At 55.3% G+C, this 18,083-nt stretch carries 15 protein-coding genes and 1 pseudogene; 5 read left to right on the top strand and 11 right to left on the bottom strand.

The window, feature by feature from the left end; all coding sequences use genetic code 11:
• Window positions 1–4 precede the first annotated feature (4 nt).
• Together OGW17_RS08825 and OGW17_RS08820 are read left to right on the top strand one after the other, a co-directional pair.
• The gene (locus OGW17_RS08825) at window positions 5–2,986 is read left to right on the top strand and encodes a virulence factor SrfB (RefSeq protein WP_071258344.1); all 2,982 of its coding nucleotides are present in this window, start codon (window positions 5–7) and stop codon (window positions 2,984–2,986) included.
• Window positions 2,983–5,145 carry a virulence factor SrfC family protein gene (locus OGW17_RS08820; RefSeq protein WP_071258345.1) on the top strand — a complete coding sequence of 721 codons (2,163 nt, stop codon included), beginning with the start codon at window positions 2,983–2,985 and terminating at the stop codon, window positions 5,143–5,145. The genes OGW17_RS08825 and OGW17_RS08820 overlap by 4 nt, the downstream gene beginning before the upstream one ends.
• Window positions 5,146–5,210: 65 nt before the next feature.
• Here the strand turns inward: OGW17_RS08820 and OGW17_RS08815 are convergent, their stop codons facing one another.
• Window positions 5,211–5,384, bottom strand: coding sequence for a GhoT/OrtT family toxin (locus OGW17_RS08815; protein WP_047464087.1), 174 nt, complete (start codon window positions 5,382–5,384; stop codon window positions 5,211–5,213).
• A gap of 191 nt (window positions 5,385–5,575) precedes the next feature.
• On the opposite strand from OGW17_RS08815, the gene yncL reads away from it, so the two are divergent.
• The gene (yncL, locus tag OGW17_RS08810) at window positions 5,576–5,671 is read left to right on the top strand and encodes a stress response membrane protein YncL (protein ID WP_071818853.1); all 96 of its coding nucleotides are present in this window, start codon (window positions 5,576–5,578) and stop codon (window positions 5,669–5,671) included.
• Between the two features lie 98 nt (window positions 5,672–5,769).
• Here yncL and patD read toward each other — a convergent pair whose 3' ends face one another.
• From patD to OGW17_RS08780, 6 genes are all read right to left on the bottom strand, one after another.
• Window positions 5,770–7,194: an aminobutyraldehyde dehydrogenase gene (gene patD, locus OGW17_RS08805; protein ID WP_060816081.1), complete on the bottom strand. Its 1,425-nt coding sequence runs from the start codon at window positions 7,192–7,194 to the stop codon at window positions 5,770–5,772.
• Between the two features lie 319 nt (window positions 7,195–7,513).
• Complete coding sequence (locus OGW17_RS08800; protein ID WP_047463638.1) at window positions 7,514–8,923, bottom strand: aminotransferase-like domain-containing protein; 1,410 nt, start codon at window positions 8,921–8,923, stop codon at window positions 7,514–7,516.
• A 50-nt stretch (window positions 8,924–8,973) separates the two neighbouring features.
• The gene (locus tag OGW17_RS08795; protein ID WP_125337124.1) at window positions 8,974–9,390 is read right to left on the bottom strand and encodes a type II toxin-antitoxin system HicB family antitoxin; all 417 of its coding nucleotides are present in this window, start codon (window positions 9,388–9,390) and stop codon (window positions 8,974–8,976) included.
• A 46-nt stretch (window positions 9,391–9,436) separates the two neighbouring features.
• Complete coding sequence (locus tag OGW17_RS08790; RefSeq protein WP_071818852.1) at window positions 9,437–9,613, bottom strand: type II toxin-antitoxin system HicA family toxin; 177 nt, start codon at window positions 9,611–9,613, stop codon at window positions 9,437–9,439.
• A gap of 221 nt (window positions 9,614–9,834) precedes the next feature.
• Window positions 9,835–11,796, bottom strand: coding sequence for a peptidase U32 family protein (locus OGW17_RS08785; protein WP_114647633.1), 1,962 nt, complete (start codon window positions 11,794–11,796; stop codon window positions 9,835–9,837).
• Between the two features lie 78 nt (window positions 11,797–11,874).
• Window positions 11,875–12,411: a helix-turn-helix domain-containing protein gene (locus tag OGW17_RS08780; RefSeq protein WP_071258347.1), complete on the bottom strand. Its 537-nt coding sequence runs from the start codon at window positions 12,409–12,411 to the stop codon at window positions 11,875–11,877.
• 92 nt (window positions 12,412–12,503) lie between these two features.
• Here OGW17_RS08780 and OGW17_RS08775 point away from each other — a divergent pair, with 92 nt between their 5' ends.
• Window positions 12,504–13,670 (top strand): benzoate/H(+) symporter BenE family transporter, encoded by a 1,167-nt coding sequence (locus tag OGW17_RS08775; RefSeq protein WP_071258348.1) that lies wholly within the window; start codon window positions 12,504–12,506, stop codon window positions 13,668–13,670.
• On the opposite strand, the gene OGW17_RS08770 is transcribed toward OGW17_RS08775, so the two are convergent.
• On the bottom strand, window positions 13,647–14,522 hold the full coding sequence (locus OGW17_RS08770) for an AraC family transcriptional regulator (protein ID WP_012132344.1): 876 nt from the start codon (window positions 14,520–14,522) through the stop codon (window positions 13,647–13,649). The genes OGW17_RS08775 and OGW17_RS08770 overlap by 24 nt on opposite strands.
• 193 nt (window positions 14,523–14,715) lie before the next feature.
• Between OGW17_RS08770 and OGW17_RS08765 the strand changes: the two genes are divergently transcribed.
• The gene (locus tag OGW17_RS08765; protein ID WP_012132343.1) at window positions 14,716–15,624 is read left to right on the top strand and encodes a DMT family transporter; all 909 of its coding nucleotides are present in this window, start codon (window positions 14,716–14,718) and stop codon (window positions 15,622–15,624) included.
• Between the two features lie 32 nt (window positions 15,625–15,656).
• On the opposite strand, the gene OGW17_RS08760 is transcribed toward OGW17_RS08765, so the two are convergent.
• The 3 genes and pseudogenes from OGW17_RS08760 to tehA all read right to left on the bottom strand — a co-directional run bounded on the left by OGW17_RS08760 (window position 15,657) and on the right by tehA (window position 18,006).
• Entirely contained in the window at window positions 15,657–16,325 is a 669-nt protein-coding gene (locus OGW17_RS08760) for a DUF3313 domain-containing protein (RefSeq protein ID WP_047463635.1), read from the bottom strand.
• A gap of 151 nt (window positions 16,326–16,476) precedes the next feature.
• Complete coding sequence (gene tehB / locus OGW17_RS08755) at window positions 16,477–17,073, bottom strand: tellurite resistance methyltransferase TehB (protein ID WP_012132341.1); 597 nt, start codon at window positions 17,071–17,073, stop codon at window positions 16,477–16,479.
• Window positions 17,073–18,006: pseudogene (gene tehA / locus OGW17_RS08750) on the bottom strand (dicarboxylate transporter/tellurite-resistance protein TehA). Before tehA ends, tehB begins: the two are co-directional and overlap by 1 nt.
• Window positions 18,007–18,083: the final 77 nt, after the last annotated feature.

Raw genomic sequence — 18,083 nt, 5'->3', positions numbered from 1 at the left:
TTTTATGTTGGTGAATCTGTGTGATTACAAACAGAGCGTAACGCTCATCGCAAACAGCGGCGTACAATTCCTCGACTTCGGCCTGACGCCGCAGGAGTCTGCCCATCTTGGTCGTTTCGTGCGTAAAACGGCGAACGGCCCCCTGCTCCGGCTCGACTTTGATCTGACCAACGGGCGCTATACGGTACCGGGGCGCACGGGGGGGCAACCTGAAGTGGTCAAACCGGAAAGCACCCAGATGTTGCACTATTCGCTGGATGTGCTGGATGGCGTCTGGTTGCCGCTCCCTTTCCTGCGCTTTAACCCTCCCCGTACGTTTGTGGAAGGCCCCGACAACTGGGCGCGCGTACAGGTGCGTAAGCTGCCTGAACCCGACAGCGCGGGCCATACGCACCGCATTACCGTGGCGCTGGACAGCCAGTTGAGCGAGAACGCGCCGGCGGCGCTGGCGCCTAACGAAAACGACCTGCTCAATGGCACGCGGTTCGCGCTGGCCTGGCGCGATGATGAAATTGCCGATTTTCTTGACCAGACGTGGATTGACGGCTGGCTGCGCGAATCCTTCCTTCACCACGTCACCCAGGAGGAGAACCGCTCCGAGCAGGAGATTCAGCAGGCTCTGCGTAACTTTGAGTACCAGGCGCACTGGTTGAATCTGATGACGTTACTGGGGGAACAGCTTTCCGTACCAGAAGTGAAGCTGGTCACCCACACGCTCAGCACGCCTGCGATTCCGGTGGATCTGATTCTGGACGTCGGCAATACCCATACCTGCGGCGTATTGATTGAAGATCACGGCGACGCCAATGACGGTTTGCGCCAGACGGCGGAATTACAGGTACGCTCCTTAAGTGAGCCGCAATGTCTTAACGATCCGCTGTTCACCAGCCGACTGGAGTTCTCCGAAGCGCGTTTCGGCAAACAGCATTTTTCGGTTGAAAGCGGCCGCGACGACGCCTTTATCTGGCCATCGATTGTGCGCGTGGGCGACGAAGCCCGCAAACTGGCTATGCAGCGTCTGGGAACGGAAGGCAGCAGCGGGATCTCCAGCCCGCGTCGTTATTTGTGGGACGAAACCCCGGTTTTACAGGACTGGCGCTTCAGCCAGATGAACAGCAAAACGCAGCGAGAACCGCTCGCCACCGCCTTCCCGCTGATGAATCTGATGAATGACGACGGACAACCGTTATTCAGCCTGCCGCCTGATGACCGGTTGCCGGTCTTTTCGCCGCAGTACAGCCGCAGTACGCTGATGACGCACATGCTGTGCGAAATTCTGTCGCAGGCGCTGGGGCAAATGAACAGCGTGGCGACGCGGTTACGCCTCGGTTTTCCGGCGTCGCCGCGTCAGTTGCGCACGCTGATTCTGACCCTGCCATCGGCAATGCCGAAACAGGAACGCGAAATTTTCCGCCAGCGTATGTTCGAAGCCATCGCACTGGTATGGAAAGCGATGGGCTGGCATCCGCAGGATGAGGATTTTTCCTCCCGTAAACAGCAGGAAAAGAGCGTTGTTCCGGTGCCGGACATTCAGATGGAATGGGACGAAGCCAGCTGCGGACAGCTGGTATGGCTGTATAACGAAGCGATTTCCCATTACGCCGGGCGCACGGAGACGTTCTTCAACGCCCTGGCTCGCCCGGACCGTTTACCGGAACCGGGCGAAACCAAAGGTCGGGCGCTACGCGTGGCGTCTATCGACATTGGCGGCGGCACGACGGATATGGCGGTCGTCCACTACCAGCTTGATGACGGCGTCGGCGCGAACGTCAAGATCACCCCGCACTTACTGTTCCGTGAAGGGTTTAAAGTCGCGGGCGATGACATGCTGCTGGACGTCATCCAGAAATGCATATTGCCTGCGCTGCAAACCCGCTTGCAGCAGGCCGGCGTGACGGACGCCGCCGCCCTGCTGGCAACGCTGTTTGGAGATTCAGGCCGCATTGATACGCAGGCGATTTTGCGTCAACAAACGGCGCTACAGCTGTTTATGCCGCTGGGGCACGCCGTACTGGCCGCCTGGGAACAGAGCGACGTTAACGATCCGCTGGCGGGTCTACACGCGACCTTTGGCGAACTGCTGACTCAACGCCCTACGCGCAACGTGATGAATTACATCCAGCAGGCGATCGACCATGCGCTGCCTTCAGGCTCACCGGCGTTCGATCTGCTGAGCGTGCCGTTGCAGGTGCAGTTCAGTCACTTACAGGAGGCATTACTGGCCGGTCAGTTTACCCTGACCTCGCCGCTGCATGCCGTTTGCGAAGCGATTTCTCATTACCGCTGCGACATTCTGCTGGTGACGGGCAGACCAACCTGCCTGCCCGGCGTGCAGGCGCTGATCCGCCATTTACAGCCGGTTCCCGTTAACCGCATCGTCTGGATGGACAAGTATCGCGTCCATGAATGGTATCCCTTCAGCCAACAGGGGCGGATTGGCAACCCGAAATCAACCGCCGCCGTGGGGGCGATGCTGTGCAGCCTGGCGCTGGATTTACGGCTGCCGCGCTTTAACTTTAAAGCCGCCGATATCGGCGCCTATTCCACCGTACGCTATCTCGGCGTTCTGGATAACACGGTCAATACCTTGCGCGATGAAAACGTCTGGTATCAGGAGATCGACCTCGATAAACCCGGCGCGAAGCTGGATACCCGTCTGCACTTCCCGCTTCGCGGCAATGTGACGCTCGGTTTCCGCCAACTGGCGAACAGCCGCTGGCCCGCGACCCCACTCTATACCCTGAGCATTAACTCAGCAGAGCTGGCGAAAACCATCGCCGGCGATGGCGTTCTCAATGTCCGGCTGCAACTGCGCGGCGGGAACAAAGAGACGGGGCCGGAATCGTTTGTGCTGAGTGACGCCTGGCTACAGGATGGAACGCCCGTCGCCGCGAATGCCCTGACCTTAAAACTGAATACCCTGGCCGACCGTCGTCATAGCGGCAGCCACTACTGGATCGACAGCGGGAGCGTGTACCTGAAATGAGCAAGACGTTAAACACCACACAGGCCGCCATTGCGTGGGTTAACCATACACGTCAGCACGCAGTACGCCTGGATGATGAAGCAGACGCCCTGCTGGCGCAGCTCACACTCGCCGCCGCCGGTGAATCGGCGCTGAACGCCGCGCAACAGGCAAGAGGCAGCATCGGTCTGTATGGCCATTCACAATCCTCAAAAGCGCATCTGCTTGGCGCGCTGTGCGGTAACGGTGAGGGAAAACTGAACATCGCCACACCGGATCGCTGCTTTGACTATTTTACCCATATCAACCCAGGACATGCGCCAGCCAATATGGCGATCCGTTTTACGCAGGATGAAAGCGCGGCGGTTGATAGCGAATGGCCGCTACGTCTGCGGCTCATCAGTGAAGCTGAACTGGTACAACTGTTTATCGCCTGGGCCAGCGCCTCGCCCGATAACCGGCAGGTCGAAAAATCCATTATTGAGACACGGTTAGAAAAGTGGCAGGCGCTGCGTCAGCGTCAGCCGGTTCAGGGCGTGACCGCAGAGGACGTCGCCGCCATTGCCCGTTTCTGGCGCGCCTGCGTTCCTGTCGGGCAACAGCAAATCGACGATGCGCTCTGGCATCAGTTCGTCTCCCTGCTGCCCTCAGTGGATCTGACGACCCGCGCCAGCGCCTGGGCATTACTCTGGGGCGAACAGCCTGAGTTAACGCAACAGTGGCTAACGCTGGCGCGTACGCTGCAACAGACCGGCCATGCGCAAGAGTTAGCGGCGCCGTTGAGTCTGCTGGTCGATCATTTTGGCCTTCCGGCAGAAAGTTTTCTGACCCAGGGCGCGTTATCCGGCAACGACGCGCAGAGCGACGTCGTTGTACATCCTGTCGAGCACCATCAGTTACTCAATGCGGTGAGCCTCTCTCTGGATTCACTGGCTTTGCTGACGCGTGAACTGGTGCTTAGCGTTGAAAACACGGCGCTGGATAATGTCGATCTGCTGGATATTCCGCTGGCGCCGGATGCGCACCCGCATCCACTCTGGCGGGCAAAACTCCGCTGGATGCTGGAACATTATCGCCAACATTTGCAGCCCGATGTGCTGGTCATTTGCAATGCCACCTCCGCCCGGTCGCAGACGCCCGCTGCCGCCCGCACGCTGCTGGGCTGGGTGAACGATACACAACCGCTGCGCGACGCCGCGCTACCGGGCGTGGTCTGGGCCATTACGCCGCAGGATGCGCGTTTCACAACGCAGCAGAATCTTGATGAAGCCGTGCAGCAGTTAATGGGGAAACCCGGCCTTCACTGGGGCACCCTTCAGGCGCTGGATAAACACAGCTTGCAGCGTCTGGTGGAATGGCTGTCACAGGCGACGTCGCCGTTACAGCGCCAGGCGCGGCTGGCCTCCCTGTGTGAGCAGCATCAACAACGGCTTCATGACCTGCTGTTGAGCCATATCACCCCGGAAGACAGCGGCAGTAAGGCGACGGAATCCGTTATTCGCCAGCTTCAGGGGCAGGCCGCCCGGCATGGCGAGTTGCTCGACGGGCTTCTGCCGCCGATACACCATTTTGAGTCGCTTTTGCGTATCCAGCAGCCGCGCGAGGAGCAGGTCAGCGGCCTGTTTAATGAAGCGATCGATCTGTTTGCGGATGAGCCAGACGCTCCCCGCCCGGCAGAAAACAAAGAAACAGGGTATCTGGCCCACAAAATGTGGATTAACCATGTGCGCCAGTGGAGCCGAAATGAGAGCAACGCCCGTCGTTTAGGTCTGGAGTCGCATACGCTCAGGCTGGTCGTGGATATTCTGATTACCGCCAGCTATCGGCTTAATGTGCCTCAGCAGTTACAGCAGATTATGCAGCGTGAAGAGGTTTGCGGCGCGCAGCTGCATGCCGGGATCGGTAACTTTATCGCCTGGCTTGGCTACGAAAATGTGGCAGAGGACGCCAGACCCGCCAGCCGGTTCCAGAAAGGATCGGCGATCTTCAGCGCGCCTCGCCTGCAACCGATGGCCCGGCTCACCCAACTGGATGAACAGCCGGTACATGCCGCCAGTCGCTATGTGTATGACTGGCTGGTCGCGCTCTATACCCGGGCAAATGAAAATAAGGGGTATCAGCATCCGCAGGATGTGTCCGACGCCGACAAAAAACGGCTGATGGCGCTGCTCAATGCCTGATGGCGCTATGCAACATCGTAAGCCGGATAAGGCGCTCGCGCCGCCATCCGGCCATCTTCATCTCATCAAAACAACGAAAATAACAATGCGACGGGCAGACTCATCGGCCAGGTTGCGCCAACGAGAACGGCGCTCAGAAAGCGGATACGTTTTTTATCGTGGGAAAGAAACCAGGTAATCAGGCAGGCAATCGCCGCCATCACTGCGTAAAAAACCAACATTTTTTGGTAGAGCGACATTTCGGGCATCCGAACCAGAGGGGAAAAACGCGCGCAATATGCTCTTTTTTTTGACGTACATCAAGTTTTATCCGTACTATTCAGCAAAACGCTGAAATAGCGGCACCATTCACCATGTTCATATTTTGTCTTATTGCGGATTGCCTGAACCCGTACTATACACAAAGGGGTCATAACGAAAGGTGGCAAAAATGAATGTTTCCAGTAAAACCGTGGTGCTGATAAATGTCTTTGCTGCTATTGGACTTTTTGGCCTTATCTCATTGAGATTCGGCTGGTTTGCCTGATGTACTGAGTGCTTGCTGCGCATACTGGCAGAGAGCGTTCCTTCTCTCTGCCATCGATTTACGATCTTCCCATGCCGCGCCGGAACGGTAAATTATCCTTAATGTTTAACCATTATGTGGCGGATAACCGTATAGTCTTCCAGCCCATAAAGTGACATATCCTTGCCGTAGCCCGAGCGTTTTTGCCCACCGTGCGGCATCTCGCTCACCAGCATGAAATGCGTATTAACCCAGGTGCAGCCATATTGCAATCGCGCGCTCAGGCGATGCGCCCGCCCTACATCTTTCGTCCAGACGGATGATGCCAGCCCGTACTGAGTATCATTTGCCCACGCCAGCACCTGCTCTTCATCATCAAACACTGTCATGCTGACAACCGGGCCGAACACTTCTCGCTGCACGATGGCGTCCTCCTGTTTTGCGCCGGCCAGCAGCGTTGGCGCAAAATAGTATCCTGCGCCGTCCAGTTTCTGGCCGCCGGTCACCACGTTGATATGTCCGAGCGCTTTCGCCTCTTCCACCGCTTTTGTCACTCGCTCAAGGTGCGCCTGCGAGCTGAGCGGCCCAAGCTCAGTCGATTCGTCGTTTGGCGAGCCGGTTTTCAGGCTGGCGACCGCCGCGCCGAGTTTCTCAACCAGCGCGTCATAGATCCCTTTTTGCGCATAGATACGACAGGCCGCCGTACAATCCTGCCCGGCATTGTAGAAACCGAACGTTCGCACACCTTCGACAACGGCATCCAGATCGGCATCATCAAAGACAATCACCGGAGCCTTACCGCCTAATTCCATGTGCGTGCGCTTAATGGAGGGCGCGGTATGTTGAATAATGTGCTCGCCCGTCGCAATCGAGCCGGTCAGGGAGACCATCCGTACTTTTTCATGCCCGGTGAGCGGATCGCCGACCGTCTTGCCCCGCCCGAACAGCACGTTAAGCACGCCTGGCGGGAAAATATCCTTCGCAAACTCCGCCAGCTTCAATGCCGTCAGCGGCGTGATTTCAGACGGTTTTATCACCACACAGTTACCCGCCGCCAGCGCTGGCGCTAGTTTCCAGGCCGCCATCATCAGCGGATAGTTCCACGGCGCGATCGAGGCGACGACCCCAACCGGATCGCGGCGGATCATCGAGGTATGCCCTTCCAGATACTCCCCCGCCGCCAGGCCGTTCAGACAGCGTGCGGCGCCGGCAAAGAAGCGAAATACATCGACAATCGCCGGGATCTCATCATTGAGCGCGCAATGCAGCGGCTTCCCGCAGTTTTGCGACTCCAGTTCGGCGAATGTCTGCGCATTTTCCTCAATCACGTCCGCCAGCGCTAGCAGCAGCTCCGCTCTGGTTTTTGGCGTGGTTTGCCCCCATTCCGCGAATGCCCGGTCTGCGGCGCGAACGGCGGCATCTACCTGTGCGGGCGACGCCTCTGCAATCTCCAGAATCACCTCGCCCGTCGCCGGGTTGTAGACGGGCTGTTTTTCACCTTCACCGCTGACCAGCTCGCCGTTAATCAGTAATTGATGTGGCATACATCTTACTCCTGTCGCAAAATATTGAGCGGCAGCCTTGCCGTAAATATATGTCCTTTCCTAAAAATAGTCGGCGCGTCTGCCGCGCACCTGTTGGGATAAGGAAATTTAATCAGGTTGTGAGCTGACACGCATTACGCCGCTCCACGCGGCGCGCATGTTCCATCTTTCGGAGTATAGACAAGGAGTTAGGCTGAGGATGGAAAAGACGGGGGGTATTGATATTTCCTATGGCGAGTCAGCGATAAATAACGTTCTGCCCTGATAATCGATACGCTTTCTCTATTTTGGCTAAAACCAAAAGATGGCAACGCGTATTTTATTTCAGCATATCGCGAATAAGTTTTCCCAGTTGAGATACCGCCTGCTCCTCTCTTTCTCCCCACCCCCATGCGGTATTAAACCGGAAAAAATGCGACCAGGTATCAGAGGTCGAAAACATTTTACCGGGGGCGATACTGATCTGATGCGCCAGAGCCTGCGCACTGAGTTCCCCGGCATCAAGAGATTCAGGCAGTTCCAGCCAGAGAAAATAGCCGCTGTCATTGTGGTGAATCTTCACCTCAGCGGGCAGATGGCGCAGCAGCGTTTGCCAGGCCTGCTGTTTTCGCTCCGCCAACTGGCGGCGCAGACGACGCAAATGCGCGTCATAGCGGCGTGTCGAAAGGTAATCGACCAGAGCAAGCTGCATCGGTGAACTGGTGGATAGCGTACTCATCAGCTGTAGCCGCTGAATTTGTCTGGCGTACTTTCCCGCTGCAACCCAACCAATACGAAAACCGGGAACCAGACATTTCGAGAATGACGAGCAATGCAATATTTTGTCGCGGCGATCCCAGGCTTTGGCAGGCAGCGGTTTGTCGCGGCCAAAATAGAGCTCGCTGTACACGTCATCCTCAATCAGCACGACGTTGTACTGATCCAGTAACGCGACCAGCCGCGCTTTTTTCTCCGGGCTAAGGGTGAAGCCGAGCGGGTTTTGGCTATTGGTCATCAGCCAGCACGCCTTCACCGGATACTCCTGTAATGCCTGTTCCAGCGCCGCTAAATCGATCCCCTCTTTTACATCCGTGGCGACAGAAAGCGCTTTCAGGCGGAGTCGCTCCAGCGCCTGTAACGCGCCATAAAAGCAGGGATTCTCCACAATAACCCAGTCGCCCGGTTCGGTAACCGCCTGAAGGCTGAGGTTCAGGGCTTCCAGCGCCCCGGCGGTAATGACGATTTCATCAGGAGAGACGGTAATTCCCTGCTGCGCATAGCGTCGGGCGATGGCATGGCGCAGCTCGCTGTTCCCCGGCGGCAGGTTCTCAATCACGCTCATGGCCGTGGCGGTTTTACTGACCTGCGCCAGGGAACGGTTAAGCTGCTGCAACGGAAACAGACGTGGGTCTGGAAAGGCAGAGGCGAACGGCATCACCGACGCATCCCGGCTGGCCTGCAACATTTCGAAAATATAAGTATTAATATCAACGGCTTCATCGCGCATTACCTGCACGGGCGGCATCGCAGGCTGACGCACCGGGCGCGCCGCCACGTAATAACCCGACTGCGGACGCGCAATAATGCGCCCCTGGCTTTCCAGCAACTGATACGCATGTCCTACGGTCATAAAACTCATGCCGCTGCTGACCACCTGCTCACGCAAGGAGGGTAATCGATCGCCAGGCTGCCACACGCCGGAGGCGATTTGATCGCAAATTTGTTCCGCCAGTCGCTGATATTTCTTCATCGTTTTTTTATTTCACACAATATGTAAGCCTGCTGGAACAACCGGAAAAGCTAAAGCATAGTCAGCGATAACTCTTTACCCAATGCTCTGGCCGCAATCTGTACAGCATCGATTTTCGTTGCGTGTTTCAAGTCGAATAGTCGGGTAATTTCCTGCTTGGGTCTGCCAATGCGCCTCGCCAGCTCCTGCTGCGTGATTTTTGATTCAAGGAACGCATTCAACAAAAGGACTTTAGACGCAATGCTTAGAGGAATCTCCACATAATCATCAGCTTCATCAACCATTGAAGGTAAAGGAATTGGCTGGTTATCTTCAAAATAAAATTCAAAGGCGGTGACTAATGCGCCCTGCGCGGCTTCGAGAGACTCATGGCGGGTGTCACCTTGTGTTAACGCCTCTGGAATGTCCGGGAACGACACAACATAACCCCCTTCTTCTGCGGGAATGAGATTGACGGGATAACGCATAGTTTCTGGTAACGCTCTCATGTGATCAACCTTATATATCTGATGATTAATTCAAACCAAGCTGCTTTAGTATTGCTTTACGCAGGGTGTCTTTAATTTCATCACCAGGATGTCTGGGCATGACGCTTCGTTTGTCGTGATATCTCAACTTCAAATGATTCGTTCCATTTGTTACATCGACTCCCTGAGATTCAAGCCAGCGTCTGAACTCGCTCTGCTTCACCGCGCCTCCCTGCCATGTATTATAACCATAAGGTAAACATTTTTGTTTACCTTTTCTCTTTTTTTGAATGTTATACACCCCGAAATGGCTTTTGGCTGATTAACACTCAAAAACCGGAAAGCCGGTTCCAGTTTTGCGGGAAGGTTAACTATGGTGAGAGGGGTTTTAAGGTACATCAGGCGTGGCCGGGTGACGCTCAGCGTTCCCGGCCAGCCGCTGACTTAGTTTTTACGTTTTGGCAGCGTTTTCATCAGATCTTCCGGGCTTACGGAGGCGACAACGCTGCCGGGCAACGGCATTTTCAGAATATGATTTTTGATCTTGCCGATAACGTGCATTTCGCACGGACGGCAATCAAACTTCAGCGTCAATACTTCGTCGCCGTGTACCAGTTGCATCGGCGTTGCTTTCCAGCTTTTGATATTCCCTTTCGCCTGTTTCGGGCACAGGTTAAAGGCAAAGCGCAAACAATGTTTGGTGATCATCACCGGCACATCGCCCTTCTCCTGGTGCGCCTCATACGCCGCGTCGATCAACTGGACGCCGTAGCGATGATAAAACGCGCGCGCTTTGTGATTGTAGACGTTAGCCAGGAAGCTCAAATGCGTTTCCGGGTAGACCGGGGCTGGTTGCGCCACCGGCTTACGGCTGCCGCGTTGATAGTTCGCCAGACGCGCCGCATCCAGCATTTCTGCCGCTTCGCGACGGAACTGGTTGAGTAAACTGTTCGGCACGAACAGTGCGCCGGGGAGATTCACCTCGACATTACGCGCGTAGTACATCGTCTGTCCCAGCTTCGCCACGCCTTCTTTCAGGTTGTTCAACGCTTTTTCGGCGTTGTTCGCCTCGTCAAACTGACCCTCCAGCGTATGGGTGACGCTCACGCCCTCTTCGCTGGTCAGCGTCAGAATTAGCTGTTCCTGCCAGCCGCCTAACGCGATATCCACCGCCACCCGGCGTTCGCTGGAGGTTTTGGTTAACGCCTGCTGCCAGTTGTGGTCGAGATTACGGTTCAGCGGATGGTGCGGGCGCACTTTATGCAGGTCGGGCGGCATTTCATTCGGCCAGACGCGATAACGGTTCTGCCCCGTCTTTTCCACCGTATTGGCGCGAAATCCCACCACTTCACGTTTGATCAGCACATTCAGGCCATCGCCGTTGGATAACGGTTCCGTCACCTCAACGTCCAGGTGATCTTTTGCCACTTTGACGACTTCGCCTACCGGCAAACCGATAAATTTTGGCGAATCGAACGCGCCGATATCCCCTTTACGGGCGTTAACAAAATAGTCGGTACTGCCGCGATGGAAGGTTTTATCCGTAGAAGGAATAAAAAAGTGCTCAGTACGACCGGCGGAAGCCCGCGCCAGGTCGCCACGCTCCTCGATAATCGCATCCAGCATCTGGCGATAGTGCGCCGTGATGTTCTTCACATAGCTCATGTCTTTGTAGCGTCCTTCAATTTTGAAGGAACGCACGCCGGCATCGATCAACGCGCCCAGATTGGCCGTCTGGTCATTATCTTTCATCGACAACAGGTGTTTTTCGTACGAGACCACCCGCCCCTGATCGTCTTTTAAGGTGTACGGCAGGCGACAGGCCTGGGAACAGTCGCCACGGTTAGCGCTGCGACCGGTCTGCGCATGAGAGATATAGCACTGCCCGGAATAAGCCACGCACAGCGCGCCGTGGATGAAAAACTCAATGGTGGCGTCGGTGGCCTGATGAATCGCCTGGATCTGGCTCAGACTCAGTTCGCGCGCCAGCACAATCTGGGTGAAACCGACGTCGGCAAGGAATTTCGCCTTCTCAACGCTGCGGATATCACACTGCGTACTGGCATGCAGTTCAATGGGAGGAATGTCCAGTTCCAGGATGCCCATATCCTGCACAATCAGCGCATCGACGCCGGTCTGGTACAGATCGGTAATCAGCCGTTGCGCGGGCTCAAGCTCATCATCATGCAGAATGGTGTTTAACGTCACAAAGATCTTCGCGCCATAGCGATGCGCAAAAGGCACCAGTTCCGCGATATCTTTCAGGCTGTTACTGGCATTATGCCGCGCGCCGAAGCCCGGCCCGCCGATGTAAACAGCATCGGCGCCATGTAAGATCGCTTCACGAGCAATGGCGGTATCGCGTGCCGGACTTAACAGTTCAAGGTGATGAGGTTGCTGGCGCATACGGTTAATATCATCCAATAACAGCAAAATGGCGGCTATTGTAGTCAGAAGCGCGACGTTTCGGAATACTTTTCCCGTCTAACTATGTGGGTAATGGATCAAGGAGTGAAAGTGAACCGTCTGGTCACTGCTATTGCGATACGCATGGGTGGCATCGCCCGTAAAACGCACGCCTTCGCCGGATTTGAGCGTGCGCCATTCCCCGGCAATACACATATCCAGCGTTCCCTGAATCACCACCACATGTTCGATGACGCCTGCCTCATGCGGCGTCGATTCGCTAAGCGCGCCCGGGGCCATCAATATTGAAAAATGGTCAAAACAGAGCTGCGGGTCCCACGGAAACAGCGGCGTGATCACCATTGCCTGCTGCTGCGGGTCGAAGGTCGGGAGATCCTCCGCTTCCGGCGGGGAGATAAACGTTGAAAACGGGACATTCAATCCGGTGGCAATCTTCCATAATGTCGATACCGTCGGGCTGGATTCGTTGCGCTCTATCTGGCCGAGCATTGCTTTTGAAACCCCTGTCGCTTCCGCCAGACGCGACAGACTCCATTCTCGCTGTTGGCGTAGCGCCTTCAGCGTCGTCGCCAGATAATGGGTCAGGTTGTCCATTTTTCTCCTCCGGTAAAGCCGCAGTCTATCACTTGTGCGCTATAGCGCACAATGCTACAGTTTGTGACCGTTATAACGTACAAGGGGCAATCATGCGGTCATTTTCACTTCCTCTGCCAACCGTGTTGTCTGGTTTTGTTGCGGTCCTGGTCGGCTATGCAAGCTCAGCGGCAATCATCTGGCAAGCCGCGATTGCCGCCGGCGCATCAACCGGACAAATTGCCGGATGGATGACGGCGCTTGGCATCGCGATGGGCGTCAGTACGCTGGCGTTAACCCTATGGTATCGTGCTCCGGTGCTGACGGCATGGTCAACGCCCGGCGCCGCGTTACTGGTTACCGGCTTGCAGGGTCTCACGCTTGCGGAGGCCATCGGCGTATTTATTGTCGCGAATGCGTTAATCGTTCTGTGCGGCGTAACCGGGTTGTTTGCCCGCTTAATGCAGGTGATTCCGCATTCTCTTGCCGCCGCGATGCTGGCCGGTATTTTATTGCGTTTTGGTTTGCAGGCGTTCGGTCATCTGGATGGCGAGCTGTTTCTGTGCGGCAGTATGCTGCTGGCGTGGTTAGCGCTGAAAGTGCTGGCGCCGCGCTATGCGGTTATCGCCGCAATGGTTGTCGGTATTCTGGTTACGGGCATGAAAGGTGACATTGTCACGCATGGCATAACCCTCTCCCCGGTGCTACCGGCGTTTATCGCGCCCCATTTTTCGCTTGCTCATAGCCTCGGCGTCGCCATTCCACTGTTTCTGGTGACAATGGCGTCACAAAACGCGCCCGGTATCGCCACGATGAAAGCCTCCGGTTACTCCCTTCCGGTTTCGCCGCTGATCGTATTTACAGGGCTGCTGGCGCTGGTTTTATCTCCCTTTGGCGTCTACTCCATATGCATTGCCGCTATTACCGCCGCCATTTGCCAGAGTCCCGAAGCGCACCCGGACGCCAGGCGTCGCTGGCTGGCTGCGGCTGTCGCAGGCGGATTCTATCTGCTGGCGGGATTGTTCGGCGGTTCCGTTACCGCTCTGATGGCCGCCCTGCCCGTAAGCTGGATTCAGATGCTGGCCGGGCTGGCGCTGCTGGGAACAATCAGCGGTAGTCTGTACCAGGCATTGCTTAATGAAACGGAGCGTGATGCCGCTATCGTGACCTTTCTCGTCACTGCAAGCGGGTTGACGCTGCTGGGCATTGGCTCTGCGTTTTGGGGACTGGTAGTCGGAGGCGTCTGCTACGGGGTGCTATCGTTTGCTCGCCGCGCGTAACTGCGACGGCGTCTTACCGGTCACCTGCTTAAAGCGATTGCTGAAATGGCTCGCCGAACTGAATCCGCAGGCCATCGCGATCTCTGACAGCGAACGGGTTGAATGACAGACCCATTGCTGCGCCAGCGCCATACGCCGCTGCATCACGTACTGGTGTGGCGCCATGTTCATCGACTGGCGAAACATTCTGGCGAAATGAAATTCGCTCAATGCCGCCTCGCGCGCCAGGTCGCTTAGCGTCAGCGGCTCAGCAAGATGCGCTTCAATGTACGCCAGCACATTGCGCAGCGTGGCGGGCGCCAATCCGCCAGTAACCGTCGGGAGACGCCACTGCACGTTACTGTAATGCTGCACCAGATGCGTCAACAGCAGTGACGAGGCGGCGCTGAGCGTCATATGATTCGCCGGTTGCTGCCAGTCATTTCCCAGCAGGAACTGGCGATAAACCGCCGTTATTCCCGGATCGTTACCAAAGGTGCGCTCATCCAGGGTAAAGCTGTACGGGCTTTTATCCCAGACCTTTTCCCCAACATCCCGCAGATGGGCATCTGTACAGTAGAGATGGACAAACGACAGGTCGTCGCGAATATCCCAGACGGACTCACTCTCTTTTGGCATCAGACAGAAGCGATCCGGCCCCCCGCCATTCTTCCAGCCGCCCGGCGTTTTGTGGTAGCTCTCGTAGCCGTCAGCGACATACAGGCTGAGAGTATGGTGATCGCAATATTGCGTAATGTTGTCACGTTTATTTGACCATGCCGCCAGCTGGACACCCGAATGCAACGCAACCGAGTCATGCAGCACGGCATTATGTTTGCGTAAATTTTCAAAGGCATCATAAGACTGAGACATACCATCACATCACAAAGCAGTAATAAGTAGAATCTCAGTCTATAACAGCCACGATCCGTTTCCAGCCCTCACCGCTCAGACAGCGGCAAAAAAGCGCAAGATTTTGCAAGTCATCCGCAAACCGGTGCAAGCGCGCGCATTTTTTACATGTCACATTCCTTCTTCGGATAATAAAGATAAAGAAGAGAGTGTTATGAACGCATTATTATACTGTCTGGTGGTTGTCATTTGGGGAACCACCTGGATTGCGATTTATTTGCAACAAGGCCCGGTATCGGCGCCCGTGTCCATTTTCTGGCGGTTTGCCGTCGCCAGCGCGTTAATGATGCTCATCCTGCTGGCGAGCGGGAAATTACGTAAATTATCCGGGCGCGACCATCTGTTTTGCCTGTTACAGGGCGGATGCGTCTTCTGCTTTAATTTCTGGTGTTTTTATAGCGCCGCCGCCTGGATCAACACGGGGCTGGAGTCCGTCATTTTCTCAATGGCCGTGCTGTTCAATGCGGTTAACAGCTTTGTGTTCTTCGGACATAAACCGCCGCTACGCTTTTATTACGCTGCCGGTCTGGGATTAACAGGCATTATCACGTTGTTCTGGCAGGATCTGGCCAACAGCGGCTGGAACCACTCGTTGTTACTGGGGATTGGTTTGAGCGCGCTGGGAACGTTTGGCTTCTCTTTGGGCAATATGATCAGCATGCGCCATCAGAGAAAAGGTCTGGAAGTCATGACCACCAACAGCTGGGCGATGCTGTACGGCACGCTGCTGATCGCCGCCATTGCCTGTATACGCGGCGATAACTTCACGCCGCAATGGACGTTGAGCTACCTCGGCGCCCTGCTGTATCTGGCAATATTCGGTTCCGTTATCGCGTTTGGCGCGTATTTTACTCTGGTGGGACGCATCGGCCCTGGCAACGCGGCCTACAGTACGCTGCTGTTTCCTCTGGTGGCGCTGACAATATCCACACTCTATGAAGGTTACGTCTGGCAAATGAATGCCGTTGTTGGATTAGTGCTGATTCTGGTTGGCAATCTGGTGATGTTCACGCGTCCAGAGGCGTTAATGAGTAAGTTAATTTACCGTCGCCGGGCGGCATAAAAAAACGCGCCATCCAAAGATGGCGCGTGAACTTATTTTTTACCGACATCAAACATGGTGGCATCAGTCGCCATGTCATCAATCACTTCTTTCAACGTTTCAAACGCCATCGGCGTATTTTCGTTGCTCAGGTCTTTACCCTCGCCCTGACGAACCACTTTCACCACCGGTTTATTGGTGGCGGCATCAATCAGCTCGCCTTCAAAGTAAAGATGCGTATCCATTGTGCGATGGCCTGTCGCCATCTGCGTACCCGCAACCACCAGGGCGACCGGCACCACTTCATAGAATTGCAACCCCTCTTTGCTGGTATCAACGCCGGTTATCGCGCCGCGGAAAATCAGGCTACGCGGCCCAGGGGTCGTCACCAGAGGTTTACGTTTCTCAATGGCCGTTTTCAGTTGGGTATCGGTATAGCTTCGTAATTTATCCAGAACCTGCTGCCCGACCTGCGTCGTGGGTTTTGGCACCGGATAGTAGGTTATCGGGTTCCAGACGATGCTGTCATATTTAGACTCATCAAAGCTGGAGTCAACCCAACGGAGCACCGGTTTTCCCGTTGCGGAGGTTGTTTCTTTCAGCCCTGAATAATCTTTTAAGAACCCAGAATATTTATCCGGCTGAGTGATTTTTGACGCACAGCCAGATAAAGCCAATAAGCCAGAAAGCACTGCAACTTTAAATAAAGTATGAGTACGCATGGAAACTATCCCTTTTGTTTTTGCAGATATGCAATTGGAATAGTAGCAAAAGGAAACTAATCTGGATGGACTATAAATGGTATCGCCAGCACAAATTCAACACGGCGAGTTGCAGGCCGTATCAGGCCTGCAACGCTATCGTAAAATTGCGTTATGCGCTTTTACGCGCCAGCAGCGTCGCAAAACGCAGTTTGATGCGGTTGCCGTTGGCGTCCGTGCGGTGAAGTTCACCCACATCCTCGTTGTATTTCAGCAATTCCCAGCCTTCGTAGTAACGGCGCAGTTCCCCTTCTTTAAACGCAAACGGGAAACCCACGGTGCAGGGGAAATCTTCCGTATCCATTGCCGCCACAATCAGGTTATGCCCGCCCGGTTTGGTGCAGCGCTGCATATTGGCAATCAGCCCCGGAATGGTTTTCGCTTCCAGGAACATCATCACGACCGTTGAGAGAATAAAATCGTAGTCGCCTTCGAAGCTTAACGCGTTAAGGTCAACTACCTTTGCTTGCAGGTTTTCCAGCCCTTCCGCCGCTTTGATGCGCTCAACGTTGGCGATGCTCATCGGATTCTTATCCCAGGCGGTAACGTCATAGCCGTTCGCTGCCAGATAGAGGCTATTACGGCCATTTCCGCAGCCCAGATCCAACGTTTTACCCGGCGCGACCACCTTTGCCGCCTCAACGACGTCGGAGTGCGTGCGGGTTAAATCGTATTTTTCAGTAAAGTAATTTTCGTCACGAAGGGTCATTAGTTATCCTCAGATTTCAGTAATGCGGCGCGTTCTGTGCGCACGAGAAGTTTCCCCTGCATCAGCAGCGCAAACGTGCGTACGAGCAATAACGCTATGATAAAATTGGTAAAAATAAACAACGGAATCGCCAGCGTATGAAAAAATCCCGACGCGCTGGCGTGCCCTAAATGCAGCCCTGTCGTCGCCAGCGCTGAAACGCCGAACGAGAAGCTCCAGAAAGAGGCATTACAGCATTTTTGCCAGCGTATCGCCTTCTCCGCCGTTGACGCTCAGCCAGGCGCTACAGGCCACTAACGCCGGAGCCAACTGAATGCCCAGCGATGTGCGCAGTACCGCCGGTAATTCACCGGAACTGCGCAAACGTTGCAAAATAACGGGTTCCAGACTCAGCCACGAGAATACGCCAGCTCCTAAAAAGACCAGCCCGGCGTCGTTGTAACCCAACGCGCCGCAGGCCATCGCGCTAATAAAATTGTTCGCTACCGTCGGCAGATACAGCCCCGGCGTTGTCGCCTCTTCAGGATGCGAACCGCGCCAGAGTCCCGCCGTTTGCCATGCGGCATAAGCCAGTTGCACCACGACGCCAATGCTGAACAATCCCACGGCTAACCCACGACACCAGGGGACAAAACCAATCGCCACCAGCATCGTGGTCGCAGGAAAAAGGCTGACAAAACTGCTCTTTACCGGATGCCGTACCTCCGCCAGTACGCTCTGTGGAAAACGCAGCAGACGGTTAAGAAAGGCAAGCGTCAGCAAGCTCCAGATGATCATTGCCAGGATCACCAGGCCATCGCCAATCCAGTGACTGACGGGCCAGATATGGCTGGCATAGCGCCACGCGAAGCCCATGCCAATGGTGCCCAGTACCATCCCAAAATAGCCAGCCGGAAGATTGAGCACCCGGTCGCTCTGCTTGTTCTTACTCATTTTGTTTAATTTATAAAGTATATTTTAAATGCATTTTATGGAATTTCGCCCTGTTTAGCCAGTGCTGAAAAATTTGC

The organism is Citrobacter sp. CK181 (assembly GCF_030333595.1).
Classification (GTDB): domain Bacteria; phylum Pseudomonadota; class Gammaproteobacteria; order Enterobacterales; family Enterobacteriaceae; genus Citrobacter_B; species Citrobacter_B koseri.
This window is presented reverse-complemented; position numbering and strand designations above follow the sequence as displayed.

Excerpts from the sequence above, each read along its gene's own strand:
- OGW17_RS08825 (WP_071258344.1), top strand. The coding sequence starts at position 5 with ATGTTGGTGAATCTGTGTGATTACAAACAGAGCGTAACGCTCATCGCA.
- OGW17_RS08820 (WP_071258345.1), top strand. The coding sequence starts at position 2,983 with ATGAGCAAGACGTTAAACACCACACAGGCCGCCATTGCGTGGGTTAAC.
- OGW17_RS08815 (WP_047464087.1), bottom strand. The coding sequence starts at position 5,384 with ATGTCGCTCTACCAAAAAATGTTGGTTTTTTACGCAGTGATGGCGGCG.
- yncL (WP_071818853.1), top strand. The coding sequence starts at position 5,576 with ATGAATGTTTCCAGTAAAACCGTGGTGCTGATAAATGTCTTTGCTGCT.
- patD (WP_060816081.1), bottom strand. The coding sequence starts at position 7,194 with ATGCCACATCAATTACTGATTAACGGCGAGCTGGTCAGCGGTGAAGGT.
- OGW17_RS08800 (WP_047463638.1), bottom strand. The coding sequence starts at position 8,923 with ATGAAGAAATATCAGCGACTGGCGGAACAAATTTGCGATCAAATCGCC.
- OGW17_RS08795 (WP_125337124.1), bottom strand. The coding sequence starts at position 9,390 with ATGCGTTATCCCGTCAATCTCATTCCCGCAGAAGAAGGGGGTTATGTT.
- OGW17_RS08785 (WP_114647633.1), bottom strand. The coding sequence starts at position 11,796 with ATGCGCCAGCAACCTCATCACCTTGAACTGTTAAGTCCGGCACGCGAT.
- OGW17_RS08780 (WP_071258347.1), bottom strand. The coding sequence starts at position 12,411 with ATGGACAACCTGACCCATTATCTGGCGACGACGCTGAAGGCGCTACGC.
- OGW17_RS08775 (WP_071258348.1), top strand. The coding sequence starts at position 12,504 with ATGCGGTCATTTTCACTTCCTCTGCCAACCGTGTTGTCTGGTTTTGTT.
- OGW17_RS08770 (WP_012132344.1), bottom strand. The coding sequence starts at position 14,522 with ATGTCTCAGTCTTATGATGCCTTTGAAAATTTACGCAAACATAATGCC.
- OGW17_RS08765 (WP_012132343.1), top strand. The coding sequence starts at position 14,716 with ATGAACGCATTATTATACTGTCTGGTGGTTGTCATTTGGGGAACCACC.
- OGW17_RS08760 (WP_047463635.1), bottom strand. The coding sequence starts at position 16,325 with ATGCGTACTCATACTTTATTTAAAGTTGCAGTGCTTTCTGGCTTATTG.
- tehB (WP_012132341.1), bottom strand. The coding sequence starts at position 17,073 with ATGACCCTTCGTGACGAAAATTACTTTACTGAAAAATACGATTTAACC.